Consider the following 26,439-nt stretch of genomic DNA (forward strand, 5'->3'; position numbering starts at 1 on the left):
GTCAGCCTCCCGCTACCGGTTGTGCCCGTTCCACCAGCCGGGCGAAGAAGGACGCGCCGATGGGCGCGATCTCGTCGTTGAAGTTGTACTTGGGATGGTGCACGCCCGCGCCCTCGCCCTGCCCGAGCAGAAGATAGGCACCGGGCCGGGCCTCAAGCATGTAGGAGAAATCCTCGGCCCCCATGACCGGCGCGAAATGCGTCTCCACGCCCGCGCTTCCCGCGACTTCCGCCGCCACCTCGGCGGCAAAGCCGGTGCGGTCGGGGTCGTTCACCGTGGGCGGGTAGCCGTATTCGAAATCCAGTTCGCCCTTCAGGTCGTAGCTGGCGGCGTGGCCGTCGACGATCGCCTGCATCCGCCTCACCACCATTGCCTGCACCTCCTTGTCGAAGGTGCGCACGGTGCCGTTGATGTACACCTCCTCGGGGATCACGTTGTCGGTCGTGCCGGTGTGGATCTGCGTGGTCGAGATCACCAGCTGCGCCTGCGGATCGTTGTTGCGGCTCACGATGGTCTGGAGCGACTGCACGATGGCGCAGGCCGCGACCACCGGGTCGATGCATTCATGCGGCCGCGCGCCATGCCCGCCCTTGCCGGTCAGGCGGATGTGAAACGTATCCGCCGCCGCCATGATCGGGCCCGCCGTGGTGTGGAACCGCCCGAAATCGAGGCCGGGCGAATTGTGCAGCGCATAGACCTGGCTGATGCCGAAGCGGTCCATCACGCCCTCGCGCACCATGACCTCGCCCCCGCCGCCGGCCTCTTCGGCGGGCTGGAACAGGAGCGCGACGCGACCGGCGAAGTTCCGGGTCTCCGCGAGGTATTTCGCCGCGCCCAGCAGCATCGCGGTATGCCCGTCATGGCCGCAGGCGTGCATCCTGCCGGGGTGCGTGCTGGCATAGTCGAGGCCGGTTTCCTCGGTGATCGGCAGGGCGTCCATGTCGGCGCGCAAGCCGATGGTCGGCCCGTCCCCACGGCCGTTGACGATGGCGACGATCCCGGTCGTGGCAATGCCTTCGTGCAGTTCGTCGACGCCGAATTCGCGCAGACGTTCCGCCACGAACGCGGCGGTCTGGTGACATTCCAGCCCCAGTTCCGGGATCGTGTGCAGATGCCGTCGCCAGGCGGTCATGTCCGCGCTGAAATCTGCGATGCGGTTGACGACAACCATGGGCTGGACTCCTCGGTCTTAAGTACTCACCCTCGCATCTGACACCAGACAGGACCCGGCTGCAATGGCACAAGACATCATCCACGACCCCGACGCGGGCATCGAAAGGCTGCTCGAGATCATGCGCCGCCTGCGCGACCCCGAAACCGGCTGCCCGTGGGACATCGAACAGGATTTCGACACCATCGCCCCCTACACGATCGAGGAAGCCTACGAGGTCGCGGACGCGATCGACCGCCGGGACTGGCGCGAACTCGAAGGGGAACTGGGCGACCTGTTGCTGCAGACGGTCTATCACACGGAAATGGGCAGCGAAGCGGGGCATTTCAGCTTTCAGTCGGTGGTGCGCAACATCAGCGACAAGATGGTCGCGCGCCACCCGCATGTCTTTGGCGACGAATCGCGCGAAAAGTCGGCCGAACAGCAGACCGCCGACTGGGAGGCGATCAAGGCACAGGAACGCGCGGAAAAGGCGCAGCGCGGCGCGCTCGACGGTGTGGCGGTCGGCCTGCCGGCCCTGCTCCGCGCCTACAAGCTGCAGAAGCGCGCGGCGCGCGTCGGCTTCGACTGGCCCGACACCGGCGAGGTCATCGCCAAGATCGCCGAGGAGGCGAGCGAGCTGGTCGAGGCGCGCGACAGCCTCGGCCACGACGAGATGGTCGAGGAGTTCGGCGACCTGCTCTTCGTCATGGCCAACCTGGGGCGACATTTGGGGATTGAGCCCGAAGCGGCGCTGCGCGGCGCGAATGCCAAGTTCACGCGCCGTTTCGCGGGGGTGGAGGCGCGCCTCGCCGCCGCCGGCAAGCGCCCCGAGGACAGCACGCTCGAAGAGATGGACGCGCTCTGGGACGCGGTGAAGGCGGACGAGCGCACCTCCGCTGCCTGAGCGCGCCCCCTTTCGTTCGCACCGCAAATTGCCTATCTCCTGCGAAAAGGAATGCGCCATGCCCCCACGCCAGATCATCATCGACACCGACCCGGGACAGGACGATGCCGTCGCGATCTTGCTGGCGCTCGCCAGCCCTGACGAGATCGAGGTGCTGGGTATCACCTGCGTCGCGGGCAACGTGCCGCTCGACCTGACCGCCCGCAACGCACGCATCGTCTGCGAACTGGCGAACCGGACCGACATCGGGGTGTTCGCCGGTTGCGACCGGCCGCTGGGCCGCGATCTGGTGACGGCCGAGCATGTGCACGGCAAGACCGGGCTCGACGGTCCGGACCTGCCCGACCCGCAAATGCCCCTGCAGGAGGCCCACGCCGTCGATTTCATCATCGACACCCTGCGCAGCGCGCCGGAAAAGAGCGTGACACTCTGCCCGCTCGGTCCGCTGACCAACATCGCCACCGCCTTCGAAAAGGCGCCCGACATCGTCGGCAGGGTTCAGGAGATCGTGCTCATGGGCGGCGGGTACTTCGAGGGCGGCAACATCACGCCGGCGGCGGAGTTCAACATCTACGTCGATCCGCAGGCCGCCGACATCGTCTTCCGTTCGGGCGTGCCGCTGGTCGTCATGCCGCTTGACGTGACCCACAAGGCGCTGGTGACCAAGCCGCGCAATGACGCCTTTCGCGCCCTGAACAGCAAGGTCGGCGTGGCCGTCGCCCAGATGACGGATTTCTTCGAACGCTTCGACAAGGAGAAATACGGCTCGGAAGGCGCGCCGCTGCACGATCCCTGCGTGACCGCCTACCTCCTGAACCCCGACCTTTTCACCGGGCGGCATATCAACGTCGAGATCGAAACCCGGTCGGACCTGACGCTGGGCATGACCGTGGCCGACTGGTGGCGCGTGACGGACCGCGCGCCCAATGCGCTTTTCATGGGCGATATCGACGCCGACGGGTTCTTCGACCTGCTGACCGAAAGGCTGGGACGGCTATGAGCGCCTCTCTCACCCTTGGCAAGCCGGAGCACCTGGACAAGCTGCTGGCGCTGGTCGCGGCCTTTCACGCCGAGGAGGGGATCGAGCTTTCCGACGAGGCGCGGCATGCGGGCGTGGCGCCGCTGCTCGAAGGGATCCCCTACGGTGCCGCCTACCTGATCGGGCCGCCCCGTGCGCCCATCGGCTACATCGTCATCACCTTCGGCTGGTCGGTGGAATACGGCGGGCTGGATGCGATCATCGACGAGCTTTATATCCGGCCCGGCGTGCGCGGACGCGGCATCGCCTCCGAAGCGCTGATCGCCCTGCCCCGCGCACTGGCGGACGGCGGCTTGCGCGCCATCCATCTGGAGGTGGACCGTACCAACGAAGGCGCCATGAAGCTGTACCGCAGGGCTGGTTTCGCGCCGCGCGACAACTACATGTTCATGTCGAGGAAGCTATGACCACACTCGCCTTCGACAACAGCTATGCCGCCCTGCCGGACGCCTTTCATACCCGGCTGGACCCGACCCCGGTCAAGGCACCGCGGCTGCTCGCCTTCAACGACGACCTTGCCCGTCTGACCGGCCTCGATTCGGTCCCGCCGGAGGAGCGGGCGGCGGTGTTCGGCGGCAACCGGGTGCCCGAAGGCGCGGCCCCGCTGGCGCAGCTCTATGCCGGTCACCAGTTCGGCAATTACAACCCGCAACTGGGCGACGGCCGCGCGATCCTGCTGGGCGAGGTCGTGGGGTCCGACGGGATACGCCGCGACATCCAGCTCAAGGGCTCGGGCCCGACCCCCTATTCACGCATGGGCGACGGCCGCGCATGGCTGGGCCCCGTGCTGCGCGAATACGTGGTCAGCGAGGCGATGCACGCGCTTGGCATCCCGACGACCCGCGCGCTGGCCGCCGTGGCCACGGGCGAGGACATCTGGCGCGAACAGGGCGCGCTGCCCGGCGCGGTCCTGACCCGCGTGGCAAGGAGCCACCTGCGCGTCGGCACCTTTCAGGTCTTTGCCCACCGGGGCGAGATCGACGCCCTGAAGACGCTGACCGAATACGCCATCCGCCGTCATTATCCCGAAGCGACCGGACCGATGGACCTGTTGCGCGCGGTCTGCGCCGCCCAGGCGGGGCTTGTCGCCCAGTGGATGTCCGTCGGATTCATCCACGGGGTGATGAACACCGACAATGCCGCGATTTCGGGCGAGACGATCGACTATGGCCCCTGCGCCTTCATGGATGCCTTTCACGCCGGGCGCGTGTTCAGTTCCATCGATCAGCAGGGCCGGTACGCCTATGCCAACCAGCCCAACATCGCCGTCTGGAACATGGCGCAACTGGCCACGGCGCTGCTGCAGCAACTGGACGACAAGGAGGCCGCCGTCGAGGAAGCGACGGAGGTGATCCACGCGATGCCGAAACAGATCGAACACGCCTGGCGCAGCCGGTTCGCGGCCAAGATCGGGATCAGCGCCCCGACCGAGGCGGACATGCCGCTGATCGAGGGGCTGCTGGCGCTGATGCAGAAGGACGGTGCCGATTTCACCAACACTTTCCGCGCCCTTGGTGACGAGGGCGCCCGCGACCACTTCGTGGATCGCGACGCCTTTGACGCCTGGGCGGAAGGCTGGCGGGCGCGCATCGCGGCAGAGCCCGATCCGCAGAAGGTGATGAACGCGGCGAACCCTGCCGTGATCCCGCGCAATCACCGGATCGAGCAGATGATCCAGGCGGCGGTGGCCGGCGACATGACCCCGTTCGAGCGGTTGACCAAGGCGCTTTCGACCCCCTTCCGGTCGACCGATCCGGCGCTTGCCCGCCCCCCCACGGAGGACGAGATCGTGCCGGCAACCTTCTGCGGCACCTGACAGGGGGACATCAGGCCCGGCGGGGCTTGCGGTTGATCAGGTAGATCCCCGCCGCGACCAGCACCAGCGCGCCCCAGACGGGCAGCGCCACGTGTTCGGACAGCAGCAGCCACCCCAGGATCACCGAGAAGACGGGCGACAGAAAGCTGAACGAGGCCACCGAGGACGCCGGGTAGATCGACATCAGCCAGAACCACGCGAGGAAACCGAGGCTCGCCACCGCGACGATCTGGAACAGCAACCCCGCGATGTGGATCGGCTCGATCTGGCGGATCAGCGGCCCGAATAGCGGGGCGATCAGCAGCAGGATCGGCGCCGAGACCACCACCTGGAACAGGAGCTGCTGCGCCGGCGGCACCTCGGACAGGGGCGTGATCCTGACGCAGAACACGATCCCGGCCCAGCAGAGGGCCGAGGCCAGCGCCAGCAGATCGCCGGTCCAGCTCACATGGGCCGCATCCCGGTCGAGAAGCGCGATGCCCACCCCCACCACCGCCAGGATCAGTCCCAGCACCTTGGTCCGTGTGAGCCGTTCGCCCGGAAAGAGGAAATGCGCGAGGATCGCGAGCCACACCGGCATCGTGTAGAAGATCACCGAGGCGCGGCTGACAGTCGTCAGGTCCAGCGCGGTAAAAAGGCAGGTGAATTCGAACGCGAAGAACAGTCCGGACAGCAGGCCGCCCATCCATGCCCGGCGCGGAATGCGCAGCGACACGCCGCGCAGCTTCATCCAGATCAGCAGGACGACGATCGCGCCGGCCGAGCGCAGGCCGGCGGAGAAGACCGGGTTGAACCCGCCCGCGGTGACCTTGACCACCACCTGGTTGAAGGCGAGGTGAAGGGCGAATGCGACCAGCGCGACGGCGCCGAAGAGGTCCATGTGATCCTTGCGATTCATGCGGACAGAAGCGGTGAGCGAGCGCCGGAAGTCAATGCGCGATCTGGCGCCTGCGCCCTTGCCGCGCGGAAAATAAGTCTCATCTTCAGGGGCAGACATGCCAGGATGTGGCAGGTGATCCAAGAAAGGGAACCGCATGAGCTTGATGAAGACGCTGGCGAAAGTCGCCATCGGTGTGGCCGTGGCCAAGGGGGCGCAGTCCCTGATGAACCGGGGCACGAAGGGAGGCACGTCCGGCGGGCTTGGCGGGTTGCTGGGCGGCCTGACCGGCGGCACGCCGGGCGAAGTGGGGCACGGCCAGCGCGGCACGACCGCCAAGGGCGGCCTTCAGGACATGCTCGGCGGCCTGTTCGGCGGCAACACCAGCATGACGGGGGGTGCCGCGGGCGGCCTTGGCGGCCTGCTGGAAAGCATCGGCGGATCGCGCGGCACCGGCGGCCTTGGCGGCATGCTTGGCGGTCTTGCCGGGGCTGCAGGTGCCGGCGGGCTGCTGGCCGGCAGCCGGAATGCCGTGCGCCGCCATCCGGAAAAGGAGAATGCCAGCTTCGGCGCGGTCCTCAACTCGCAGTTCGACAGCACGCCGGAGCCCGAGATCGAACCGTCGCAGGACCAGGAGGCGCTCGCGGCGCTGATGCTGGCCGCGATGATACAGGCGGCCAAGTCCGACGGTGTCTTCGATGCGGAGGAAAAGGCGCGCCTGATGGAGCACCTGGGCGAGGTCGATGCCGATGACGCGGCCTTCATCGAGGCGCAGATGCAGGCCCCGGTGGACGTGGACGCATTGGTGCGCGAAACGCCCGAGGGCATGGGCCCGCAGATCTACGCCGTGTCGCTGCTGGCGATCGACCTCGATACCCAGCAGGAAGCGCAATACCTGCACAAGCTGGCGCAGGCCTACGGCATGACGCCGGACGCGGTGAACGAGATCCACGCCGACATGGGGGTGCCGTCGCTTTACACCTGAGGCGTTGGGTCGGCCCCGCTGGGCACTGTCGGGCCCTGCCCCGGTAAAAGAAAGGCAGCGAAGGCTTAACGGCCTGCGCTGCCTTTTCGTTTGCGGACGCGCCGCGCGGGGCCGGAACCGGCCCCTGCGACCGGTCAGGCGGCGCGCTGGCCACCGGGCTTGCCGCCCCGGCCGCCGCGCCGGCGGCTCCGGCCAGCGCCCGGCTTGGCGGCACCGCCGCCGCCGCCACCGCCCTGCTTGGGCTTGTCGGGGATTTCCGCCGCTTCCCATGCGCGGCCCGAGGCCACGGGAATGGTGATCCCCATGGTCTTCTGGATCGCTTTCAATTCGCCCATCTCGTCCGGCGCGCAAAAGGCGATGGCCGCACCATCCTTGCCCGCACGCGCGGTCCGGCCGATCCTGTGCACGTAGTTGTCGGGTACGTTGGGCAGATCGTAGTTGTAGACGTGCTTGACGTCGGGGATGTCCAGCCCGCGCGCGGCCACGTCGGTCGCCACCAGCACGGTGATCGTGCCGTCCTTGAACCCCTCGATGGCGCGGTCCCGCTGGCCCTGGCTCTTGTTGCCATGGATCGACGCGGCGTCGAAACCCGCCTTCACCAGTGTCTTCATCAGCTTTTCGGATCCGTGCTTGGTCCGGCCGAAGACCAGCGCACGCTCGCCCTTGTGCTGCGCAAGCAGTTCGATCAGCAGCCCGGTCTTTTCAGCCTTGGCGATGAAGTGAACTTCCTGTGTGACCTTGTCCGCGGCCTTGCCCGGCGGGGTGACCTCGATCCGGATCGGACGGTCGAGATAGGAGTTCGCGATCTCGTTCATCAGCTTGGGCATGGTGGCCGAGAAAAGCATCGTCTGGCGTTCCTTGGGGATCACCGCCGAGATCTTGCGGAGGTCGTGGATGAAACCCATGTCCAGCATCTGGTCCGCCTCGTCCAGAACGAGAAAGGTCGTCTCGCTCAGGTCGACGGCGCGGCGATCCATCAGGTCCAGCAGGCGGCCCGGCGTGGCCACCAGCATGTCGACACCCCGTTCGAGCCGCTTGATCTGCGGATTGATCGACACGCCGCCGACCACCATCTGCGCCTTGAGCGGCGTCTTCTCGCAATACCCCTTGAGATTGACCATGATCTGCTGGGCCAGTTCACGGGTCGGCGCCAGAACCAGCGCGCGCACGCAGCGCGGACCGGGGCGGCGGGGGTTTTCCAGCATCTGCGCCACCAGCGGCACGCCGAAGGCGGCCGTCTTGCCGGTGCCGGTCTGGGCGAGGCCCATCACGTCGCGCCCGTTCAAGGCGTGCGGAATCGCCTGTTTCTGGATCGGGGTGGGATTCTCGATCCCCATTTCCTTGAGCCGCGTCACCAGTTTCGGCGGCAGCTCCATCATGTCGAAATCGCTCATGTCGTCTTCTTTCCGGCGGAGCCTCGGCCCGCGCCCTATCGTCGGGGCGCGTCACGCGCCCGCAGGGTCGTGCCGATCGGATCGCAGGCGCGGGCTGATTGCCACCACACCTGTCCATCGGCACCTGGCCCCACGCGTGATTTTGGGAACATCGGCGGGCCTTTATGAACCTTGTCGCACGTGCGCCCCATCGACTTGTCGGGGCCCGGCGCCGGTACTGCTCACGCGGCAGAAGGCATCGCTTGCCCCTCACATGGCGTGCTGCGCCGCAGAAGTCAACCGCCGCGCCGCCGATCGGCCGCATCCGGCGCCGAAACCCGGTGGCCTAGGCCGCGATTTCCCGCTACATGAGGGGTCCCTGCAGACCGAGAGACCCGGCATGAGCAAACCCATCATCACGCGCTGCGAGGCCATGGGCCTGCGGATGACCGGCCAGCGCCGCACCATCGCGCGCGCCATCGAGGACAGCGAGGACCACCCGGACGTTGAAGAACTGTTCCGCCGCGCCTCGGCGCTGGATTCGGGTATCTCGCTGGCGACGGTCTACCGCACGGTCAAGCTGTTCGAGGAAGCGGGCATCCTCGACAAGCTGGAATTCGGGGACGGGCGCGCGCGCTACGAGGACGCGGAACGCGACCACCACGACCACCTGATCGACATGCACTCGGGCGAGGTGATCGAATTCGTGGATGCCGAGATCGAGGCCCTGCAAGAGAAGATCGCCAAGAAGCTGGGGTACGAACTGCGCGGGCACCGGCTGGAACTCTACGGCGTGCCGCTTCGGAAGCGCTGACGCCCGCCGAAAACCGGTGCTTGGGTTCCCCGCCACGGGGTGCTAGGGAAGCGCGACCCCAGATCCCGCAGGAGCAGGACCATGCCAGAACGCGACCGTCAACTGCTTGCCGTCCTGATCGACGCCGACAATGTGCCCGCCAAACATGCCACCAAGATCATGCGCGAGGTTGCCTCGATCGGGGAACCGGCCCTGCGGCGTGTCTACGGCGACTGGTCGAACCCGCACCTGAAGGGCTGGAAGCAGCCGATTCACGAGCTGGGGCTCGTGGCGCACCAGGAGACCTCCAATTCCACCGGCAAGAACGCCAGCGACATCGGGCTGGTGATCCACGCGATGGACATCCTGCACGGCGGCAAGTTCGACGCCTTCGTCATCGTGTCGTCGGACAGCGATTTCACCGCGCTGGTGAACCGCCTGCGCGAGGACGGCCTGACGGTGATCGGCATCGGCGAGGCCAAGACCAACCCGGCCCTGCGCAACGTCTACAACCGGTTCATCCAGATCGAGAACATCCCCGACCCCGACGCACCTGCGAAGGCCAGGGAAAGCAACGCGAAGGCGGACAAGGCCCTGCCGCTGTTCGAGGAAGCGATGGAAAAGATCGACGCCGAGGACGGCTGGTACAACCTGGGTCAGGTGGGCCAGGCCATTCAGGCCAGCCATCCCGATTTCGACACGCGGACCTATGGCTACGGCAAGCTGAGCGCGCTGGTCGCGGCGCTCACCGCGCTGGAAACGGAAAAGAACGGCAACCGGCTGGTGATCCGGCCGAGGAATTAGCTGACCACGCCACAGGGGGCGCCCTGGGCCGGCTGGATGGAAGACTGACCAAGGGCGTGATCTGCGGGGCCTGAGCCGCGGACAAGGCGTTGATTAACCTGAATTGGGCCTCATCATCCGCCCGCCTGCACGCGTCGGAATCAGCTGCCGTTTTCGGGCGGGGCGTTGCCCTGCAGGTCGCGGGCCACGCTTCGGCCCAGCATGGCGGGCAGCAGGACCGTCAGCACCAGCAGGCGCGCGATGTGGCAGGCGGCCACGAACCCCGGGACCACGCCCAGTACCACCCCGAGCGCGATCATCGTCTCCAGCCCGCCGGGGGCGAAGGCCACGAGCACGTGGGCCAGCGGCATCCCCAGGGCCAGCGCCACGGGAACCGCGCCGAGCGTGGCCACACAGGCCGCCACCGCCGTCACCGTGAGCCCTGCCCCCAGCCCCTGCAGCAGTTGCGTGGGCGTGACACCCGAGAACCGCGTGCCGATCAGCGCCCCGAGCACCAGATAGGCCGGCTGGATCAGCCAGCCCGGCAGCGCCCCGGTGGCGAGGCCCGACAGGTGCCCCGCGGCCGAGGCGACCATGGCGCCCAGCAGCAGCGGGGCCGGCACGGACACCCTGGCAAAGAGCCGGCCCAGCACAACCGCCGCCACGGCCACCGCCGCAAGGGCGCCGGGGGCGATGCCGGGGCCCTGCTGCGCGATGGTGCCGGACACCTCGACCCCCAGCGCGATGGGGATGAAGGGAACCACCAGCGTCAGCGCCAGCAGCCGCACGGACTGCACGATGGACACCCGCGCCACGTCCAGCCGGCTGTCCGCCGCGAAGGCGATGACGAAGCTCAGGTGCCCCGGTGCACCGGCCAGCAGCGCGGAGCGGGGATCGAAGCCGAAGAACCGGGTCAGGATCAGGCGGCTGAGCACGAGCATCAGCCAGAGCACGCAGGCCATGAGCAGGAAGGCCAGCGGCCAGCGCAGCATCGCCCCCAGCGCATCCTGATCGAAGCCCGCGCCCACCGCGATCCCCAGAACCACGAAACACCCGTCGCGCAGCCGCGAATCCATGCCGCTGCGCATCCCGGCGAGCCCGGCAAGCGACACCGCGACAGCCGGGCCGAGCAGGATGAAGATCGGCGCGGACAACGCCCAGGCCACGGCCGCCCCGATGATGCCCACGGCCAGTGTCAAAAGGGTCGCTTGGAACGAGGAGGCGGTATCTGACCAACGCATGGCAGCTGGGTATCACCCGCCCTGTCCGGCCACCATACCTCCCTTGTCCTTTGCCCGGAAAACGGGCATCGGTGCCGGGAACTGGCAAGGAACGGAACCGATGGACAATTTTCGCGGCGCGGCTCTGATGGTGCTCTCCATGCTGGGTTTCGCGCTCGAGGACATGTTCATCAAGCTTCTGGCGGAGGCGCTGAGCGTGGGGCAGATCCTCGCGATGCTGGGTCTGGGCGGGGCGATCGTGTTCGGCGGCGTGGTGCTGGCGCAGGGCCGGCGCCCGCTGAGCCGCGACATGCTGAACCTGCCCATCGCCCTGCGTGGGCTGGGCGAGATCCTGGGCACCATGTGCTTTGTGTCGGCCATCGTGCTGACACCGATCTCCAGCGCCTCGGCGATCCTGCAGGCGACGCCGCTGGTCGTCACGCTGGGGGCCGCGCTGTTTCTGGGAGAGGCCGTCGGCTGGCGCCGGTGGAGCGCGATCATCGTGGGTCTGATGGGCGTGCTGCTCATCATCCGGCCGGGGATGGACAGTTTCCAGGTGCTGTCGCTGCTGGCGGTGGGCGCGGTGTTCGCCCTCGCGATGCGTGACCTCGCGACCCGGCGCACACCCGCGATCTTTTCCACGATGCAGCTGAGTTTCCTCGGGTTTCTCGTCATCGTACCCGCCGGGCTGGTCCTGATGCTGGCGCAGGGCGACGGATTCGTGCTGCCACGCGGGGTGGAATGGGCCTACTTTCTCGGGGGATGAGCATCGGCATCTTCGCCTATTACGCCATCGTCGCCGCGATGCGTGTGGGCGAAGTGAGCTTCGTCACCCCGTTCCGCTACGCGCGGCTTCTCTTTGCGCTGGTGATCGGCGTCACCGTCTTTGGCGAGACCCCCGATGCCCTGACGCTGACCGGGGCCACGGTCATCGTGCTGTCGGGGATCTATACCGTCTGGCGCGAGCGGCGGATCGGCGTGCTGCCCTGAACCGGCGCTGCCGCCGGGGCCCGCGCGCGTTCGCGCAAAGCCGTCTTTCCATCCGCGCGCCGTGCGGCTAGAACCCGCGCAAATCCATTTACCCCAAGGACATCTCATGAGCACGATCATCGACATCCACGCCCGCGAAATCCTGGACAGCCGGGGCAACCCCACCGTCGAGGTCGACGTCATCCTCGAGGATGGCACCATGGGCCGCGCCGCCGTCCCCTCGGGCGCCTCCACCGGGGCCTACGAGGCGGTCGAACGGCGCGACGGCGACAAGGCGCGTTATCTCGGCAAGGGCGTGCTGGAGGCCTGCGCCGCCGTGAACGGCGAGATCGCCGAGGCGCTGGTCGGCATCGACGCGACCGAACAGGTCGAGATCGACGCGATGATGATCGAACTGGACGGCACCGAGAACAAGAGCCGCCTCGGCGCCAACGCGATCCTTGGCGTGTCGCTGGCCTGTGCGAAGGCCGCGGCCGATTTCTGCACCCAGCCGCTCTATCGCTACGTCGGTGGCACGTCGGCACGCATCCTGCCGGTGCCGATGATGAACATCATCAACGGGGGCGAACACGCCGACAACCCCATCGACATCCAGGAATTCATGATCATGCCGGTCGCCGCCGAGAACATCCGCGACGCGGTGCGCATGGGCGCAGAGGTGTTCCACACGCTGAAGAAGGAACTTTCGGCGGCGGGCCTCGCCACCGGCGTGGGCGATGAGGGCGGCTTTGCACCGAACATCAACTCCACCCGGGACGCGCTTGATTTCATTCTGAAATCCATCGAGAAAGCGGGCTACAAGCCGGGCGAGGACATGTACCTCGCGCTCGATTGCGCCGCGACCGAATACTACCAGTCGGGGGTCTATACCCTCGCGGGCGAAGGCAAGAAGCTCAGCTCGGAGGAAAACGTCGACTACCTTGCCGCGCTGGTCGCCGACTACCCGATCATCTCGATCGAGGACGGCATGTCGGAGGACGACTGGGACGGTTGGGCAGCGCTGACCGCGCGGCTGGGCGACAAGGTGCAACTGGTGGGGGACGACCTGTTCGTGACGAATCCGGCACGGCTGGCCGAGGGGATCAAGCGCGGTTCGGCCAACGCGATGCTGGTGAAGGTGAACCAGATCGGCACGCTTACGGAAACGCTCAAGGCCGTCGACATGGCCCACCGCGCAGGGTTCACCAACGTGATGTCGCACCGCTCGGGCGAGACCGAGGATGCCACGATCGCCGACCTCGCGGTCGCCACGAACTGCGGCCAGATCAAGACCGGCAGCCTTGCAAGGTCCGACCGGCTGGCCAAGTACAACCAGTTGATCCGGATCGAGGAAGCCCTGGGCGAAACCGCCGAATACGCGGGCCGCAGCATCCTCAAGTAGTGCCACGAAAAAAGGGAGGGCGCGGTGCCCTCCCCCTGTCTCGCGCCGTGACGGCGGTCAGTCGTCCCACATATCCTCGTCGACTTCGGGCAGGTTGTTCAGCTCGTCCTCTGTCAGGTTGGTGACGTAGTGGATGGTCCCGCCGTTGCCGGCGAAGCGCACGTTCTCCAGCGGCAGGATCACGTCCCGGTCGCCGATGTCGAGGAAACCGCCGATCTCGGCCAGCACGCCGACGATCCGGCCGTCGCGGTCGAAAAGCACGTCGCTGATCTCGCCCACCTGGTTCCAGCTGGCGTCGACTTCGGTATAGCTTGCGTTGTCCGTCCAGACCGTGTCGCCCTCGGTCACGTCCATGCGGTAGACGTTTCCGTCGGTGATCTGCTCTGCCGAGATCAGGCCAGAAAGGTCCATCTGCTGCTGCGCGGCCGCAAAGCCCGAGGTGGCGGCGACGAGGGCGGTGGCGGTGGCGATGGTGTACTTCATGCTGCTTGCTCCTTTGTTGCTGTTTCCCAACGCCGCAGGCTGCTATGGGTTCACCTGCAATCGCAGGAAATTTCGCCGGAGGTCCGGATGCCGGATACCCCCTATTCAATCGCCGAAGCCGACAGTTCCGCAGACCTCGATGCCGTGCGCGCCCTTTGCTGGGACTACCGCGCGGCACTGATGGCGAATTCCGAAAGCGATCGCGTCATAACCGAGACCTTCTACCCGGTGCAGAAGTACGAGGCGCTGATGCGCGACCTGCCGGTGCTGCACGCCCGGCCGAAAGGCGTGATCCTGCTGGGCCGCACGGCCGAGGGCCTTCCGGTGGCCTGCGGCATGACCCACGCCCTCGACGATCGCAGCGCCGAGATCAAGCGCGTCTTCGTCGCGCCCGCCGCACGGGGGCTGGGGATTGCCAAGGCGCTTTGCCGCGCGCTGGTCGCGCAGGCCCGCGCCGACGGCTACGACCGTGTCCTTCTCGACACGTCGCGCCACCTGCCGGCGGCGGCCCCGCTTTACCGCAGCCTGGGCTTCGTCGGCCGTGGACCCTACCAGGAGATTCCGGCATCGGCCCTGCCCCATCTGCTGTTCTTCGAACACGCCCTGAACTGACAGGCAGGAGATCCCCGTGACCGCAGACGAGATCATCGCGCAACTGGACCTCGCCCCGCATCCCGAAGGCGGCCACTACCGCCAGACCTGGGCGGCGGAGAATCGGGGGCGGCCCAGCGGAACCTGCATCTACTTCCTTCTCAAGGTGGGAGAGCGCAGCCACTGGCACCGTGTCGACGCGACCGAGATCTGGCTCTACCACGCGGGTGCGCCGCTGGTCCTGTCGCTGTCCGAAACCGGCGATGGCCCCGCCCGCGACCACCTTCTGACACCGGACCTGTCGCAGGGCGCGCCCCAGGTGATCGTGCCGGAACACCACTGGCAGGCCGCGCGCAGCACCGGCGACTACACGCTCGTCAGCTGCACCGTCTCTCCGGGCTTCCACTTCGACGGCTTCACCCTCGCGCCGCCCGGCTTCGACATTCCCCGCTGAGATCCTGGTCTGGCGCCGCCCTTGCTTGAGCACGTCATGGCGCCGGCCGGCAGGATTGCCAAGCACAATCGCCGAGGGCCCCCGAAGGGGATACGGCTATTGTGCTTGGGAAGCGGGACGGACGGTGCCATGAAAGAGGTCAATCAAGGGTGGCGCCGGACCTTCCTGGGATGGTGGGCCCGCAGCGCAGATCAATAATAAATCAATAATGTTGTCTGCGCGCAGCGCAGGCATTCGGATCACGCCGGATCGGCACCCCCCGGCAGGCTGACCGTGCCGCCCCCCACCGCCGCACGCACACCCGTGGTGCCGGGACAGGACGTGGGCAACCCCCGCGCCACCCGCACCGCGAGGAAGGCAAAGGCCTGCGCCTCCAGCATGTCCCCGTCGAGGCCCACCTCCTCCACCGCAGCCACGGGACAATCGAGCGAGACGCCGAGCATCTGCATCAGGACCGGATTGTGACGCCCCCCGCCGGTCACCAGCACCCGCTCCGGCGGGCGCGGGCAATGCTGCATCGCCTCGGCCACGCCGGCGGCGCACATCGCCGTCAGGGTCGCGGCGGCATCGGCGTCGGACAATTCGCTGACCAGCGCCACCATCTCGGCAAAGTCGTTGCGGTCCAGCGACTTGGGCGGCATTCGCGCGAAATACGGCTCGGCGAGGAACAGCTCCAGCGCACCGGTTTCGACGGTGCCGCGGCGCGCCAGCCTGCCGCCGTCGTCGAAATCCATTCCCAGCCGGGCCTGCACGAGATCGTTCAGGGGCGCATTGGCCGGTCCCGTGTCAAAGGCCAGAAGCGCGCCTTCCGCCTCGGGGGCGTCGATCGCCGGATCGACCCAGGTCAGGTTCCCGACCCCGCCGAGGTTCAAAAAACCCACCGGACCCTCGATCCCGGCATGACGCGCGCAGGCATGGTGAAAGAACGGCGCCAGCGGCGCGCCTTCGCCGCCGAGGTGCACGTCCGCACTGCGGAAATCCCAGACGACCGGCACGCCGAGATCCCGCGCCAGGGCCGCACCGTCGCCGACCTGCAGCGTCCCGTGCGTGCGGGGCGCATGGGCGAGGGTCTGGCCGTGAAAGCCGATCAGGTCGACCCCCTCGAAGTCGCCCAGCAGCGCGCGGTGTGCGTCCTCGACCACCCTTGCGGCGGCCTCGACCTCGGGGCCGTGCCACTTGCCGAACCCCGCGGCGATGGTGCGGCGTTCCGCGGCGGTATAGGCCCTGTAGCCGCTCTTGCCGAATTCGGTGATCTGCCGCCCGTCCGTCCGCAGCAGCGCCGCATCGACGCCGTCGAGCGACGTGCCCGACATCGCCCCCAGCGCGGTCACCACGCCCGTTTTTCCGATGGCCCTGCCCATGTTCTGCCCCTGGGTCTTTCCCTTTGATCCTGCTGGCCCTATAGATGCCCCGCAATCCAAGCCCGAGGCAAGACACCATGACCTACCATCCGAAATCGGAGTTCATCCACACGATGATGCAACGCGGCTTCCTGGCCGATTGCACCGATTACCAGGGCCTGGACGAGGCGCTGGCGGTGCCGGGTCAGCCGGCCTACATCGGCTACGACGCCACGGCGAAATCGTTGCACGTGGGGCATCTGCTGAACGTCATGATGCTGCGCTGGCTGCAGAAGTCGGGTCACAAGCCGATCACCCTGATGGGCGGCGGCACCACCAAGGTGGGCGATCCCAGCTTTCGCGCGGACGAACGGCCCCTGCTGGGGCCCGAGCAGATCGACGAGAACATCGAAGGCATGGGCCGCGTCTTTGCGCGCTACCTCGACTACGGCGAGGGCGCGTCGGACGCGCTGATGCTCAACAACGCCGAATGGCTGGACGGGCTCAACTATCTCGATTTCCTGCGCGACATCGGGCGGCATTTCTCGGTCAACCGGATGCTGTCGTTCGAGAGCGTGAAGTCGCGGCTGGACCGCGAGCAGAGCCTCAGCTTCCTCGAGTTCAACTACATGATCCTGCAGGCCTACGACTTCATGGAACTGAACCGGCGTTACGGCTGCATCCTGCAGATGGGCGGCAGCGACCAGTGGGGCAACATCGTCAACGGCATCGACCTGACGCGGCGGGTGATCGACCGCGAGGTCTATGGGCTGACGTCGCCGCTCCTGACCACGTCGGACGGCCGGAAGATGGGCAAGAGCCAGGGGGGCGCGATCTGGCTCAACGCAGACATGTTGTCGCCCTACGAATTCTGGCAGTTCTGGCGCAACACCACGGATGCCGACGTGGGGCGTTTCCTCAAGCTCTACACCGAGCTGCCGGTCGAGGAATGCGACCGCATGGGCGCGCTGGCGGGGTCCGAGATCAACGAGGCGAAGGTGCGGCTGGCGAACGAGGTCACCGCGCTGCTGCATGGCGCCGAGGCCGCCGCGACCGCGGAGGCGACCGCGCGCGAAGTGTTCGAACGGGGCGGCGTGGGCGACGACCTGCCGACCCTCACGCTGTCCGCCGCCGATCTGGGCGATGGCATTTCCATCGTGCAGCTGATCGTGAAATCGGGTCTCGCGTCCTCCGGCAAGGAGGCCAAGCGCCTGATCGCCGAGAACGGCGCGCGGCTGGATGACCGGCCGCTGACCGACGCGGGGCTGATGCTGGACGCCAAGGCACTTTCCAGCCCGATCAAGCTGTCGGCGGGAAAGAAGCGGCACGCGCTGGTGCAACTGGGCTGAAACGCCCGAATTTCCGGGCGGCGCTAACCTTTGGTTAACCTCGCCCGGACACATTCGCGTCATGTTCGACGCACCCGATCCGCCCGTACAGCCCCTGATGCAAAGTGACGGCTTTGCCGCCGCCCTTCGGCTGCTGGGCCGCCCACCGGTAACGCTGCCCTGTGGTCTCATCGTCCTGCGCCGATCGCTGGCCGGGCTGCCGGTGGCGATGCTGCCCCGCGCGGCGCCACCGCCGGACCTGAACGCGCAGCTTGCGGCAGCCGGGCTGGGCCGGGTCCCGCTCATCCTGTCGCCCGAGGTGCCCTGCGACCTGCCGCGCGCCCTGCGCATCGCGGCGCCGCGCTGGATCGGGGTGCTGCCGCTCGCGGGCGGCGCGCGGGCCCGGCGCGCGCGGATGCACCCAAAGTGGCGCAACCAGTGGCGCCGGGCGCGCGACGCCGGGATCGAGGTCACCCATGCCACCCTGCCGGCCGACCTGTCCCATCCCCTGTTCGAGGCCGAGCAGCGGCAGCGTGCCGCGCGCGGCTACGATGGCTGGCCGCTGGCGCTGACCTGCGCCTTTGCCGCCGCCGCGCCCGATCAGACGCGTTTGTTCAGCGCGCGCCGGGGCGGCGAGGTGATCGCGCGGATGCTGTTCCTCTGCCACGGCGGCGGGGCCACCTATCATCTCGGCCAGACGACCGAGACGGGACGCCGGTATCACGCCCACAACCTGCTGCTCGCCTTGGCCTGCGACTGGCTGGAGGACCGGGGCCACACGATCCTCGACCTCGGTCCGCTGGATGCCCGGACGCCGGAACTGAACCGCTTCAAGCTGCGCAGCGGCGCGCGCGGGCGGCCCACCGGTGGCAGCTGGCTGCGGTGGTGTCCGATCTGACACCGCCGCCCCTTGAACCCGCCGCGGGGCCGTGGTCATCTGAACACCTGTTCAAAAGCACCGACGGAGGGTCACATGCAGCTCGACACCACAGCCGCCATCATCACCGGGGGCGCCTCGGGCCTGGGCGAAGCCACCGCCCGCCACTTCGCCGAGCGCGGCGCGCAGGTGACCCTGCTGGACCGGGATGCCAAGCGGGGCCCCCAGGTGGCCGAGGAGATCGGCGGCCATTTCGCCGAGACCGACGTGACCGACGAGGCGTCGGTGCAGGCGGCCATCGACCTGGCGATGGAGAAGATGGGCCGGATCACCGCCGCCGTGAACTGCGCCGGCATCGCCCTTGGCATCAAGACGCTGGGCCGCGACGGCCCGCACCCCATGGGCGATTTCCAACGCACGGTGGACATCAACCTGGTCGGCAGTTTCAACGTCGCGCGCCTCGCCGCGCAGGCCATGGCGCAAAACGACCCCGAACCGGACGGCGCGCGCGGCGTCATCATCAACACCGCCTCGGTCGCCGCCTTCGATGGTCAGAAGGGACAGGCCGCCTATGCGGCGTCCAAGGGCGGCATCGTGGGCATGACCCTGCCCATGGCGCGTGACCTGGCCAAGGACGGGATCAGGGTGATGACCATCGCGCCGGGGATCTTCCGGACGCCGATGCTGGCGGGCCTGCCCGAAGACGTGCAGGCGAGCCTGGCCGCGGACGTGCCGAACCCCGCCCGGCTGGGCGATCCCGCGGAGTACGGGCGTCTCGCGGGCTTCATCGTCGAGATGGGGTATCTCAACGGCGAGGTGATCCGGCTCGACGGCGCGCTGCGGATGCGGTGACCGCGGTGCAGACCCAGCGGGAGCGGATGGCGGCGGCCGCGTGGTACTCCTGCCTCGATCCCGAGCTGGAAACCCTGCGCGGGCGGGCACGGCGCGCGATCCACGCGCACAATCGCCAGCCACCGGCGGAGCCCGCCACGATGAGCGCGCCGCTGCGGGCGCTTTTCGCCGCCTGCGGACCGGATTGCCTGGTCGAAGCCCCCTTCCACGCCAGCTACGGGTGTCACATTCACTTGGGCGCGCGGGTCTACATCAATGCGAACTGCGTGATCCTCGACAGCGCCCGGGTCGAGATCGGAGACGGCACGATGATCGGCACGGGGGCGCAGATCATCTGCGCCCAGCACCACAAGGACCCCGCCGAACGCGCCCGGGGCATGGAAATCGCCCTGCCGGTGACCATCGGCAGCGATGTCTGGATCGGCGCGGGGGCAATCGTGATGCCGGGGGTGACGCTGGGCCGCGGCGCCATCGTCGGCGCGGGCGCCGTGGTCACGCGGGACGTGGCGGAGGGGCAGACCGTGGTCGGCGCCCCTGCCCGGCCGCTGTGATCAGCCGGACGAGACCTTGAGCCCGATCACGCCGCCGACAATCGCCAGGACCGACACGATCTTGAGCGGGGTCATGGATTCGCCCAGCATCAGCGTCCCCAGTGCGACGGTCCCCAGCGTGCCGAGCGCGGTCCATACCGGGTAGGCGATGGACACCGGCAGCTGCTTCATCGCGAGCGCGAGGAACCACAGGCCGAACACGATGCCGACGATGGTCACCAGCGAGGGCGTAAGTTTGGTGAACCCGTGGGACATCTTCATGCCCATCGCGAACACGACCTCGAACACCGCAGCGAGCGCAAGTAGCAACCAAGCCATCTGTCGATCCTTTCAAACACAAACCCGCCGCGCCGCGGGGGCGCGGTTCAGGTTGCCGCTTTTTCCTCGAGCGTCAACCATTCCTCTTCGGCTGACGACAGCTTTTCCTGACGCTCGGCAAGGGCCTGCGTCGCCTTGTTGAACTTGACCGGTTCGCGGTTGAACAGGTCGGGATCGGCCAGCAATTGTTCCAGCTTGCCGATCTCGGCCTCCAGCCGTTCGATCTCGGCCGGCAAGGCCTCCAGCCGATGCTTCTCGGTAAAGCTCAGACCCTTCTTCTGGGTCTTGGCGGGCTTGTCCTGCTTGGGGGGCTCCTTGGCCTTCACCACGCTTTCGGCGAAATCGTCCTGGCCGCGTTGCGCCAGATAGTCGGTCCAGCCGCCGGCATAGACGGTGGCGCGGCCGTCGCCCTCCATCGCGATGGTGGTGGCCGCCACGCGATCCAGGAAATCGCGGTCGTGGCTGACGAGGATGACTGTGCCGTCGTAGGTTTCCAGCAGTTCCTGCAACAGGTCCAGCGTTTCGACGTCCAGATCGTTCGTCGGTTCGTCCAGCACCAGCAGGTTGGACGGGCGCGCCATCAGCTTGGCCAGCAACAGCCGCGCGCGCTCCCCGCCCGACAGCGACCGGACCGGCGCCCGCGCCTGCGCCTCGTCAAAGAGGAACTCCTTGAGATAGCCCACCACGTGCTTGGGCTGGCCGCGCACCAGCACCTGGTCCGCCTTGCCGCCGACGCGCATGTCCGGGTCACCGGTCAGCGAATCCCACAGCGACATGTCGCCGTCGAGCTGCGCGCGCGCCTGGTCGAACAGCGCGAGTTCGAGGTTCGTCCCCAGCGTGACGGTCCCGCTGTCGGGCTGTTCCGCGCCGATCAGCATGTTGAGCAGCGTCGTCTTGCCCACGCCATTGGGGCCGACCAGCGCGATCCGGTCGCCGCGCTGCACGGTCAGGGAGAAGTCGCCGAGGATCCGCTTGTCACCGAAGCGCTTGGAGATGCCCTGCGCCTCGATGACCTTGCGGCCCGATTTGGGGCCCGCGTCCAGCGCCATCGCCGCGGTGCCCTGGCGCCGGATCTGGCTGGCGCGCTCGGCGCGCAGGTCCTGCAGCGCGCGCACGCGGCCCTGGTTGCGCTTGCGCCGGGCCGAGATGCCTTCGACCGCCCAGCGGGCTTCCGCCTTGATCTTGCGGTTGAGCTTGTGGCGCTGGGTGTCTTCCTCTTCCCAGACCTGGTCGCGCCAGGCCTCGAAATCGCCGAAACCCTTTTCCTGCCGCCGCACCTGCCCCCGGTCGATCCAGAGCGTCGCGCGGGTCAGGTTGCGCAGGAAGGCGCGGTCGTGGCTGATGATGACAAAGGCGGTGCGGGTGGTCCGCAGCTCTTCCTCCAGCCAGCCGATCGCCTCGATGTCGAGATGGTTGGTGGGCTCGTCCAGCAGCATCAGTTCGGGGGCCTGTGCCATCAGGCGCGCCAGTGCCGCGCGGCGCCGCTCCCCGCCCGAGGCGGTGGCGACGGGGCGCGCGGGGTCGAACTTGAGCCCCTCGCCCGCGCGTTCGACCTTGTACATCTCGCCGGGGTCCAGACCGTGGGCCGCGAAATCGCCCAGCGTATCGAAACCGCTCAGGTCCGGGTCCTGCTCCATGTAGCCGACGGAGACACCCGGCCCCGCGATGACCTCGCCGCTGTCCGCCTCGACCAGGCCGGCCATGACCTTCATCAGGGTGGATTTGCCCGACCCGTTGCGCCCGACCAGCGCCACCCGGTCGCCCGAATGCACGACCAGCGACAGGTCTTCGAACACCGGGTCGCCCCCGAAGGTGAGAGAGATTTCATTGAGCTGGAGTAAGGGTGCGCGTGCCATAGGCGGCAGCTATCCCCGCCCCGTGGCAAGGTCAATCGCCCCTGCTTCTTTATGCCAAAAATACTCTAGACCAAGGCCCGCAGGAGGCGCTTGCGTGCGGCCGGAATCGCCCCGATCTCTAGCCCGGTAAAGACATGCAGCGTGTTCATCTGCCGGTCCACCACCGCGTGGTCGCTGACCCAGCCCCCCATCAGCAGGTAGGTGCGCAGCAGCGGCGGCATCCGCCGCATCGCCCGCTTCGCATCCGGCTTGCGCCGCAGCCGCGCGGCAAATCGGAACACGTCGGGCGCCTTGACGCGGGGCAGCCAGCGCGGGGGTGCGAGGTGCCGCGCGCGCAGCATGGCGAAGGAATCGAGGTAGGCTTCGGTCTCCGTCCCCGCGAAAGAGGCGCAGCCGAACAGCATCTGCACGTCCTGCGCATCGACAAGGCGGGTCATCGCGGCCCAGGCGATGCGCTGGATGTCCGGGTCGGACCGTTCGGGGTGGATGCAGAATCGCCCCAGTTCCATCATCAGCCCCTCGTAGCTCTGCAGCGGGCTGAGTTCGTAGAATTGCGCGGCATAGCACTGCGGCAGGTCGGTCCCGTGCAGCGTCAGCAGCCGGTAGCAACACACCAGGTCCCCGGTGGCCGCCTCCTCGATCAGGACATGGGTGCACTGGCTGTCATAGCTGTCGGTATCGAGCGGCACGTCGAGGCCGAAACATGTGGCGCGGAGCCGCTGGGCCGCCTCGACGTCGGCCTGATCTTCAGCGGTTCGGGCCGTGTAGCGTCCCTTCTGCAGTAGCATCATCAGGCTGTCCCCCTTTCCGCACCGCCGTTCGGTCACGACCTGCCAGGGAGATATGACAGCATGATGTCAGCCCGCCAGCCCGGCCGGGTTGAAGCGGCCGATGTTGCCCAGAAGCTGCCGGATGAACGACTTGTCGCTGACCGGCGAGGACGTCACCCGCTGGGTCAGCTGGACCACGCGGCCCTGCTCCAGACCGAAGCGTTCGACGTTCTGGACAACGCCCGTGTCGGAAAAGCTGATCGCGACAACCTGCCGGTCGATTTCCTGCTTGGCGAAGGGTCCGATGGTCCGGGTCCGCATCCGCACGTAGTAGTAGCCCGAGTTGGTCAGCACCCCGGAGGAGGCGGGCACGCCGATCTTTTCGGCCACCGTTTCCTTGGTGTCCGCGCCCACCTGGATCTGTTGCAGGTCTTCCTCGGGCGGGACGTAGCCGTGGTTGCGGTACTGGGCGGAACAGGCGCCAAGGCCCAGCATCGCGGCAAGCGCCAATGCCATCACGCTGGCTCTGGTGGTGGTGTGCATCTGTCCTGCCCTCTTGCCCTTGTTTGGTCTGGCTTTATTTCGCATACACCAAGGACCCCCTCAGGTTCAAGAAACGAAAAGCAGGCCCGCCATGTCTCCCAAGCCTCCCAGTGCCACCGCCCTCCGCGTCGCGGAGCTGTCCCAGGGCAGCGAAAACGTGTTTGCGCTCCGACCGGAGAAGGACAGGCTGGCGCAGATCGCGCAGGAGCTCGACCTGAGCGCCCTGCGCAAGCTCAGCTTCGAGGGAAAGGTCAGCCCGCTTGGCCGGGACGACTGGGAACTGACCGGCACGCTGGGCGCGACCGTAGTGCAGCCCTGCGTGGTGACGCTCGAACCGGTGACCACGCGCGTCGACACGCAGGTGGTGCGCCGTTACCTCGCCGACTACGTCGAACCGGAGGAACCCGAGGTCGAAATGCCCGAGGACGACACGTCGGAGCCGCTGGGCGCGTGGATCGACCCCGGCGCGGTGATGATCGAGGCGCTGGCCCTGTCGGTGCCGGACTATCCCCGCGCCGAAGGAGCGGAGCTGGGCGCGGTGGTCCATACCGAACCGGGCCAGAAGCCGATGACCGACGAGGACGCCAAGCCCTTTGCGGGGCTGGCCGATCTCAAGGCCAAGCTGGACCGCGAAGACCCCTGAATACCCCCTTTTCCCGCCCCCGGCGGGCGGTCGCCGGGCGCGGCAAATACCTGCTTGCATCATCGGGCTTTCCCGCTATTTTGCCGCCCTCACCCCAATTAAGGTTGGACAATGCAAGGCCTCTCGCCTAAAGCGGCGTCACGCCCGAACAGGGGTCGATTGAAACACGGCTGATTGCGCCCATATGGTGCAGAGCCCCGAACCGACAAAGGCACCAGACATGGCTGTCCAGCAGAACAAAGTTTCCAAGTCGCGCCGCAACAACCGCCGTGCGCACGATTCGCTCTCGGCTGCGAACCCCAACGAATGCTCCAACTGCGGCGAGCTGAAGCGCCCGCACCACATCTGCGCCGCCTGCGGCCACTACGATGATGCGGAAGTCGTTGCCCTGACAGACGAGATCGACCTGGAAGACGACGCGGCCTGAGCCGGCACGCCCCATCCGCAGATCATAAAAAGGCATTCGCACCCATGACGGCCCCGACCGATCATACCGCAGCGAAGGCCGGACACACCCTGATTTCCGTCGATGCGATGGGGGGTGATGAGGGCCCGGCAGCCGTCGTTGCCGGGTGTTCGCTGTCTGCAAAGGCCAATCCGGATATCGCCTTCGTGCTCCACGGTGACGAAGCGCAGCTTGCCCCCCTGGTGGCCAAGCGGCGCGAGCTTGAGGGTCGGTGCGAGATCCGGCATGCCGCCGACGTGGTCAGGATGGAAGACAAGCCCAGCCAGGTTGTGCGCACCGGCAAGGACACCTCCATGTGGTCCGCGATCGAGGCCGTGCGCACGGGCGAGGCTGCCGTGGCCGTGTCCTGCGGCAATACCGGCGCGTTGATGGCCCTGTCGATGATCCGGCTGAAGAAGCTGCCGGGGGTGAACCGGCCCGCCATCGCGGTGCTCTACCCTTCGTCCAACCCGCAGGGATTCAACGTGATGCTGGACGTGGGCGCGGACGTGCGCGCCGATGCGGACGACCTGCTGAGGTTCGCGCTGATGGGCACCTCCTATGCCCGCAACGGCATGGACATCGCCCGGCCCCGCGTCGGCCTGCTGAACGTCGGCACCGAGGAGCACAAGGGCCGCGCGGAACTCAAGGAAGCCTACGACCTGATTCGGGACCAGCGCGAGAGTGCCGGCTTCGAATTCGTCGGCTTCGTTGAGGGCGGCGACATCTCGGGCGATGCGGCGGACGTGATCGTGACCGACGGTTTCACCGGCAACGTCGCCATCAAGACCGGCGAAGGCACCGCCAACATGATCGGCAACGGCCTGCGCGAGGCTTTCAAGTATTCGCCCCTGTCCCGGCTGGCGTCGCTGCTCGCCTACACGTCGCTGATGCGCCTGCGCCGCAGGATTGATCCGCGCCGGGTCAACGGCGGGGTGTTCCTCGGGCTGAACGGCACCGTGGTCAAATCCCACGGCGCCGCCGACGCCACCGGCGTTTCCGCCGCCATCCGCCTCGCGGCGCAGCTTTCCGAAAGCCGTTTCAACGACAAGCTCGCCGCGCGGGTCGCCGCCACGCTCACGACCGAAGAGACACCCTCATGACCACCCGAGCAGTTGTCATCGGCTGCGGCCACTATTTGCCGTCGCGCGTCGTGGAAAACGCCGAATTCGAAGCCACGCTGGACACCAACGACGAATGGATCCGGTCGCGGTCCGGAATCGAGCGCCGCCATTTCGCCGCCGAGGGTGAAACCACCTCGCAGATGGCGACAGCGGCTGCGCAGACGGCGCTGGCGGACGCCGGGATGGCGGTGGACGACGTCGATGCGATCATCGTGGCCACGTCGACCCCGGACCTTACCTTTCCCTCCGCCGCCACGATGGTGCAGGCGCAGCTGGGCATGACCCGCGGCTTTGCCTTTGACGTGCAGGCGGTCTGCGCCGGTTTCGTCTTTGCCCTCGCCAACGCGAACGCGCTGATTGTTTCCGGCCAGGCCCGGCGGGTGCTGGTGATCGGTTCGGAGACCTTCAGCCGGATCATGGACTGGACCGACAGGTCCACCTGCGTCCTGTTCGGCGACGGCGCGGGCGCCGTTCTGCTCGAGGCGCAGGAAGGTGAAGGCACGGCGGAAGACCGGGGCATCCTGTCGACCGATCTCAATTCGGACGGGCGGCACCGTGACCTGCTGTATGTCGATGGCGGCACCAGCACCGGTTCCATCGGCCATCTTCGCATGCAGGGGAACCAGGTGTTTCGCCACGCGGTGGGCAAGCTGGCGGCAACCGCCACCACGGCGATGGAACGCGCCGGGGTCTCCGCGCAGGACATCGACTGGGTCGTCCCCCACCAGGCCAACATCCGCATCATCCAGGGCACCGCGAACAAGCTCGACCTGCCCATGTCGCAGGTCGTGGTGACGGTACAGGACCACGGCAACACCTCGGCCGCGTCGATCCCGCTGGCGCTGTCGGTGGGGCGCGAACGCGGCCAGATCAAGCGCGGCGACCTGCTGGTCACCGAGGCGATCGGGGGCGGCCTTGCCTGGGGCGCGGTGGTGCTCCGCTGGTAAGCG

The 26,439-nt window shown here is 67.6% G+C and carries 28 protein-coding genes and 1 pseudogene; 19 read left to right on the forward strand and 10 right to left on the reverse strand.

Features of this window, described 5'->3' with window-relative positions:
• Position 1: 1 nt before the first annotated feature.
• Complete coding sequence (locus BOO69_RS10105; protein ID WP_071972055.1) at positions 2–1,171, reverse strand: M20 aminoacylase family protein; 1,170 nt, start codon at positions 1,169–1,171, stop codon at positions 2–4.
• 64 nt (positions 1,172–1,235) lie between these two features.
• On the opposite strand from BOO69_RS10105, the gene mazG reads away from it, so the two are divergent.
• From mazG to BOO69_RS10125, 4 genes are read left to right on the forward strand one after another with little or no spacing between them, the layout of a single operon-like run.
• Complete coding sequence (gene mazG / locus BOO69_RS10110) at positions 1,236–2,057, forward strand: nucleoside triphosphate pyrophosphohydrolase (protein WP_071972056.1); 822 nt, start codon at positions 1,236–1,238, stop codon at positions 2,055–2,057.
• 58 nt (positions 2,058–2,115) lie between these two features.
• Positions 2,116–3,057 carry a nucleoside hydrolase gene (locus BOO69_RS10115; protein ID WP_071972057.1) on the forward strand — a complete coding sequence of 314 codons (942 nt, stop codon included), beginning with the start codon at positions 2,116–2,118 and terminating at the stop codon, positions 3,055–3,057.
• Positions 3,054–3,503: a GNAT family N-acetyltransferase gene (locus BOO69_RS10120; protein WP_071972058.1), complete on the forward strand. Its 450-nt coding sequence runs from the start codon at positions 3,054–3,056 to the stop codon at positions 3,501–3,503. Before BOO69_RS10115 ends, BOO69_RS10120 begins: the two co-directional genes overlap by 4 nt.
• The gene (locus BOO69_RS10125; RefSeq protein ID WP_071972059.1) at positions 3,500–4,912 is read left to right on the forward strand and encodes a protein adenylyltransferase SelO; all 1,413 of its coding nucleotides are present in this window, start codon (positions 3,500–3,502) and stop codon (positions 4,910–4,912) included. The genes BOO69_RS10120 and BOO69_RS10125 overlap by 4 nt, the downstream gene beginning before the upstream one ends.
• Before the next feature lie 10 nt (positions 4,913–4,922).
• On the opposite strand, the gene BOO69_RS10130 is transcribed toward BOO69_RS10125, so the two are convergent.
• A complete protein-coding gene (locus BOO69_RS10130; RefSeq protein WP_071973756.1) occupies positions 4,923–5,810 on the reverse strand; it encodes a DMT family transporter in 888 nt (295 codons plus the stop codon).
• A gap of 136 nt (positions 5,811–5,946) precedes the next feature.
• On the opposite strand from BOO69_RS10130, the gene BOO69_RS10135 reads away from it, so the two are divergent.
• The gene (locus BOO69_RS10135) at positions 5,947–6,774 is read left to right on the forward strand and encodes a DUF533 domain-containing protein (protein ID WP_071972060.1); all 828 of its coding nucleotides are present in this window, start codon (positions 5,947–5,949) and stop codon (positions 6,772–6,774) included.
• A 134-nt stretch (positions 6,775–6,908) separates the two neighbouring features.
• Here the strand turns inward: BOO69_RS10135 and BOO69_RS10140 are convergent, their stop codons facing one another.
• Entirely contained in the window at positions 6,909–8,168 is a 1,260-nt protein-coding gene (locus BOO69_RS10140) for a DEAD/DEAH box helicase (protein WP_071972061.1), read from the reverse strand.
• 379 nt (positions 8,169–8,547) lie between these two features.
• Between BOO69_RS10140 and BOO69_RS10145 the strand changes: the two genes are divergently transcribed.
• Complete coding sequence (locus BOO69_RS10145) at positions 8,548–8,961, forward strand: Fur family transcriptional regulator (RefSeq protein WP_071972062.1); 414 nt, start codon at positions 8,548–8,550, stop codon at positions 8,959–8,961.
• Positions 8,962–9,042: 81 nt separating this feature from the next.
• A complete protein-coding gene (locus BOO69_RS10150; protein ID WP_071972063.1) occupies positions 9,043–9,744 on the forward strand; it encodes an NYN domain-containing protein in 702 nt (233 codons plus the stop codon).
• A gap of 140 nt (positions 9,745–9,884) precedes the next feature.
• Here BOO69_RS10150 and BOO69_RS10155 read toward each other — a convergent pair whose 3' ends face one another.
• A complete protein-coding gene (locus tag BOO69_RS10155; RefSeq protein ID WP_071972064.1) occupies positions 9,885–10,964 on the reverse strand; it encodes an AbrB family transcriptional regulator in 1,080 nt (359 codons plus the stop codon).
• Between the two features lie 100 nt (positions 10,965–11,064).
• On the opposite strand from BOO69_RS10155, the pseudogene BOO69_RS10160 reads away from it, so the two are divergent.
• Positions 11,065–11,933 (forward strand): annotated as a pseudogene (locus BOO69_RS10160) (DMT family transporter).
• 106 nt (positions 11,934–12,039) lie between these two features.
• Positions 12,040–13,314, forward strand: coding sequence for a phosphopyruvate hydratase (gene eno, locus BOO69_RS10165; RefSeq protein WP_071972065.1), 1,275 nt, complete (start codon positions 12,040–12,042; stop codon positions 13,312–13,314).
• 57 nt (positions 13,315–13,371) lie between these two features.
• Here eno and BOO69_RS10170 read toward each other — a convergent pair whose 3' ends face one another.
• Positions 13,372–13,797 (reverse strand): PRC-barrel domain-containing protein, encoded by a 426-nt coding sequence (locus BOO69_RS10170; protein WP_071972066.1) that lies wholly within the window; start codon positions 13,795–13,797, stop codon positions 13,372–13,374.
• Positions 13,798–13,884: 87 nt separating this feature from the next.
• Between BOO69_RS10170 and BOO69_RS10175 the strand changes: the two genes are divergently transcribed.
• Both BOO69_RS10175 and BOO69_RS10180 read left to right on the forward strand, forming a co-directional pair.
• Positions 13,885–14,409 carry a GNAT family N-acetyltransferase gene (locus BOO69_RS10175; protein WP_071972067.1) on the forward strand — a complete coding sequence of 175 codons (525 nt, stop codon included), beginning with the start codon at positions 13,885–13,887 and terminating at the stop codon, positions 14,407–14,409.
• Positions 14,410–14,425: 16 nt separating this feature from the next.
• Positions 14,426–14,842 (forward strand): cupin domain-containing protein, encoded by a 417-nt coding sequence (locus BOO69_RS10180; protein ID WP_071972068.1) that lies wholly within the window; start codon positions 14,426–14,428, stop codon positions 14,840–14,842.
• Between the two features lie 239 nt (positions 14,843–15,081).
• Here BOO69_RS10180 and BOO69_RS10185 read toward each other — a convergent pair whose 3' ends face one another.
• Complete coding sequence (locus tag BOO69_RS10185) at positions 15,082–16,203, reverse strand: anhydro-N-acetylmuramic acid kinase (protein WP_071972069.1); 1,122 nt, start codon at positions 16,201–16,203, stop codon at positions 15,082–15,084.
• A gap of 77 nt (positions 16,204–16,280) precedes the next feature.
• Between BOO69_RS10185 and tyrS the strand changes: the two genes are divergently transcribed.
• The 4 genes from tyrS (at position 16,281) to BOO69_RS10205 (ending at position 19,790) form a co-directional block, all read left to right on the forward strand.
• Positions 16,281–17,531, forward strand: a complete 1,251-nt coding sequence (gene tyrS / locus BOO69_RS10190) for a tyrosine--tRNA ligase (RefSeq protein ID WP_071972070.1) — start codon at positions 16,281–16,283, stop codon at positions 17,529–17,531.
• Between the two features lie 61 nt (positions 17,532–17,592).
• The gene (locus tag BOO69_RS10195; protein ID WP_071972071.1) at positions 17,593–18,408 is read left to right on the forward strand and encodes a GNAT family N-acetyltransferase; all 816 of its coding nucleotides are present in this window, start codon (positions 17,593–17,595) and stop codon (positions 18,406–18,408) included.
• Between the two features lie 75 nt (positions 18,409–18,483).
• Entirely contained in the window at positions 18,484–19,239 is a 756-nt protein-coding gene (locus BOO69_RS10200; RefSeq protein ID WP_071972072.1) for a 3-hydroxyacyl-CoA dehydrogenase, read from the forward strand.
• Between the two features lie 5 nt (positions 19,240–19,244).
• Positions 19,245–19,790: a sugar O-acetyltransferase gene (locus BOO69_RS10205; protein ID WP_237267436.1), complete on the forward strand. Its 546-nt coding sequence runs from the start codon at positions 19,245–19,247 to the stop codon at positions 19,788–19,790.
• On the opposite strand, the gene BOO69_RS10210 is transcribed toward BOO69_RS10205, so the two are convergent.
• From BOO69_RS10210 to BOO69_RS10225, 4 genes are all read right to left on the reverse strand, one after another.
• Complete coding sequence (locus BOO69_RS10210; RefSeq protein ID WP_071972073.1) at positions 19,791–20,108, reverse strand: DMT family transporter; 318 nt, start codon at positions 20,106–20,108, stop codon at positions 19,791–19,793.
• 47 nt (positions 20,109–20,155) lie between these two features.
• Entirely contained in the window at positions 20,156–21,964 is a 1,809-nt protein-coding gene (locus BOO69_RS10215) for an ABC-F family ATP-binding cassette domain-containing protein (RefSeq protein ID WP_071972074.1), read from the reverse strand.
• Positions 21,965–22,029: 65 nt separating this feature from the next.
• The gene (locus BOO69_RS10220) at positions 22,030–22,755 is read right to left on the reverse strand and encodes a GNAT family N-acetyltransferase (protein ID WP_071972075.1); all 726 of its coding nucleotides are present in this window, start codon (positions 22,753–22,755) and stop codon (positions 22,030–22,032) included.
• A gap of 66 nt (positions 22,756–22,821) precedes the next feature.
• Positions 22,822–23,277: an outer membrane protein assembly factor BamE gene (locus BOO69_RS10225; protein ID WP_071972076.1), complete on the reverse strand. Its 456-nt coding sequence runs from the start codon at positions 23,275–23,277 to the stop codon at positions 22,822–22,824.
• Between the two features lie 91 nt (positions 23,278–23,368).
• Between BOO69_RS10225 and BOO69_RS10230 the strand changes: the two genes are divergently transcribed.
• The 4 genes from BOO69_RS10230 (at position 23,369) to BOO69_RS10245 (ending at position 26,436) form a co-directional block, all read left to right on the forward strand.
• Entirely contained in the window at positions 23,369–23,920 is a 552-nt protein-coding gene (locus BOO69_RS10230) for a YceD family protein (RefSeq protein WP_071972077.1), read from the forward strand.
• A 220-nt stretch (positions 23,921–24,140) separates the two neighbouring features.
• Entirely contained in the window at positions 24,141–24,347 is a 207-nt protein-coding gene (gene rpmF, locus BOO69_RS10235; RefSeq protein ID WP_071972078.1) for a 50S ribosomal protein L32, read from the forward strand.
• Between the two features lie 44 nt (positions 24,348–24,391).
• A complete protein-coding gene (gene plsX, locus BOO69_RS10240) occupies positions 24,392–25,468 on the forward strand; it encodes a phosphate acyltransferase PlsX (protein WP_071972079.1) in 1,077 nt (358 codons plus the stop codon).
• Complete coding sequence (locus BOO69_RS10245) at positions 25,465–26,436, forward strand: beta-ketoacyl-ACP synthase III (RefSeq protein WP_071972080.1); 972 nt, start codon at positions 25,465–25,467, stop codon at positions 26,434–26,436. Before plsX ends, BOO69_RS10245 begins: the two co-directional genes overlap by 4 nt.
• Positions 26,437–26,439: the final 3 nt, after the last annotated feature.

It is taken from the genome of Sulfitobacter alexandrii (assembly GCF_001886735.1).
GTDB lineage: Bacteria > Pseudomonadota > Alphaproteobacteria > Rhodobacterales > Rhodobacteraceae > Sulfitobacter > Sulfitobacter alexandrii.

Coding starts and splice junctions, on each gene's coding strand:
- BOO69_RS10200 (WP_071972072.1), top strand. CDS start 18,484: ATGCAGCTCGACACCACAGCCGCCATCATCACCGGGGGCGCCTCGGGC.
- BOO69_RS10220 (WP_071972075.1), bottom strand. CDS start 22,755: ATGATGCTACTGCAGAAGGGACGCTACACGGCCCGAACCGCTGAAGAT.
- BOO69_RS10175 (WP_071972067.1), top strand. CDS start 13,885: ATGCCGGATACCCCCTATTCAATCGCCGAAGCCGACAGTTCCGCAGAC.
- BOO69_RS10150 (WP_071972063.1), top strand. CDS start 9,043: ATGCCAGAACGCGACCGTCAACTGCTTGCCGTCCTGATCGACGCCGAC.
- BOO69_RS10230 (WP_071972077.1), top strand. CDS start 23,369: ATGTCTCCCAAGCCTCCCAGTGCCACCGCCCTCCGCGTCGCGGAGCTG.
- BOO69_RS10125 (WP_071972059.1), top strand. CDS start 3,500: ATGACCACACTCGCCTTCGACAACAGCTATGCCGCCCTGCCGGACGCC.
- eno (WP_071972065.1), top strand. CDS start 12,040: ATGAGCACGATCATCGACATCCACGCCCGCGAAATCCTGGACAGCCGG.
- BOO69_RS10225 (WP_071972076.1), bottom strand. CDS start 23,277: ATGCACACCACCACCAGAGCCAGCGTGATGGCATTGGCGCTTGCCGCG.
- BOO69_RS10145 (WP_071972062.1), top strand. CDS start 8,548: ATGAGCAAACCCATCATCACGCGCTGCGAGGCCATGGGCCTGCGGATG.
- BOO69_RS10135 (WP_071972060.1), top strand. CDS start 5,947: ATGAGCTTGATGAAGACGCTGGCGAAAGTCGCCATCGGTGTGGCCGTG.
- tyrS (WP_071972070.1), top strand. CDS start 16,281: ATGACCTACCATCCGAAATCGGAGTTCATCCACACGATGATGCAACGC.
- BOO69_RS10170 (WP_071972066.1), bottom strand. CDS start 13,797: ATGAAGTACACCATCGCCACCGCCACCGCCCTCGTCGCCGCCACCTCG.
- BOO69_RS10105 (WP_071972055.1), bottom strand. CDS start 1,171: ATGGTTGTCGTCAACCGCATCGCAGATTTCAGCGCGGACATGACCGCC.
- BOO69_RS10155 (WP_071972064.1), bottom strand. CDS start 10,964: ATGCGTTGGTCAGATACCGCCTCCTCGTTCCAAGCGACCCTTTTGACA.
- BOO69_RS10120 (WP_071972058.1), top strand. CDS start 3,054: ATGAGCGCCTCTCTCACCCTTGGCAAGCCGGAGCACCTGGACAAGCTG.
- mazG (WP_071972056.1), top strand. CDS start 1,236: ATGGCACAAGACATCATCCACGACCCCGACGCGGGCATCGAAAGGCTG.
- rpmF (WP_071972078.1), top strand. CDS start 24,141: ATGGCTGTCCAGCAGAACAAAGTTTCCAAGTCGCGCCGCAACAACCGC.
- BOO69_RS10130 (WP_071973756.1), bottom strand. CDS start 5,810: ATGAATCGCAAGGATCACATGGACCTCTTCGGCGCCGTCGCGCTGGTC.
- BOO69_RS10140 (WP_071972061.1), bottom strand. CDS start 8,168: ATGAGCGATTTCGACATGATGGAGCTGCCGCCGAAACTGGTGACGCGG.
- BOO69_RS10195 (WP_071972071.1), top strand. CDS start 17,593: ATGTTCGACGCACCCGATCCGCCCGTACAGCCCCTGATGCAAAGTGAC.
- BOO69_RS10115 (WP_071972057.1), top strand. CDS start 2,116: ATGCCCCCACGCCAGATCATCATCGACACCGACCCGGGACAGGACGAT.
- BOO69_RS10210 (WP_071972073.1), bottom strand. CDS start 20,108: ATGGCTTGGTTGCTACTTGCGCTCGCTGCGGTGTTCGAGGTCGTGTTC.
- BOO69_RS10215 (WP_071972074.1), bottom strand. CDS start 21,964: ATGGCACGCGCACCCTTACTCCAGCTCAATGAAATCTCTCTCACCTTC.
- BOO69_RS10185 (WP_071972069.1), bottom strand. CDS start 16,203: ATGGGCAGGGCCATCGGAAAAACGGGCGTGGTGACCGCGCTGGGGGCG.
- BOO69_RS10245 (WP_071972080.1), top strand. CDS start 25,465: ATGACCACCCGAGCAGTTGTCATCGGCTGCGGCCACTATTTGCCGTCG.
- plsX (WP_071972079.1), top strand. CDS start 24,392: ATGACGGCCCCGACCGATCATACCGCAGCGAAGGCCGGACACACCCTG.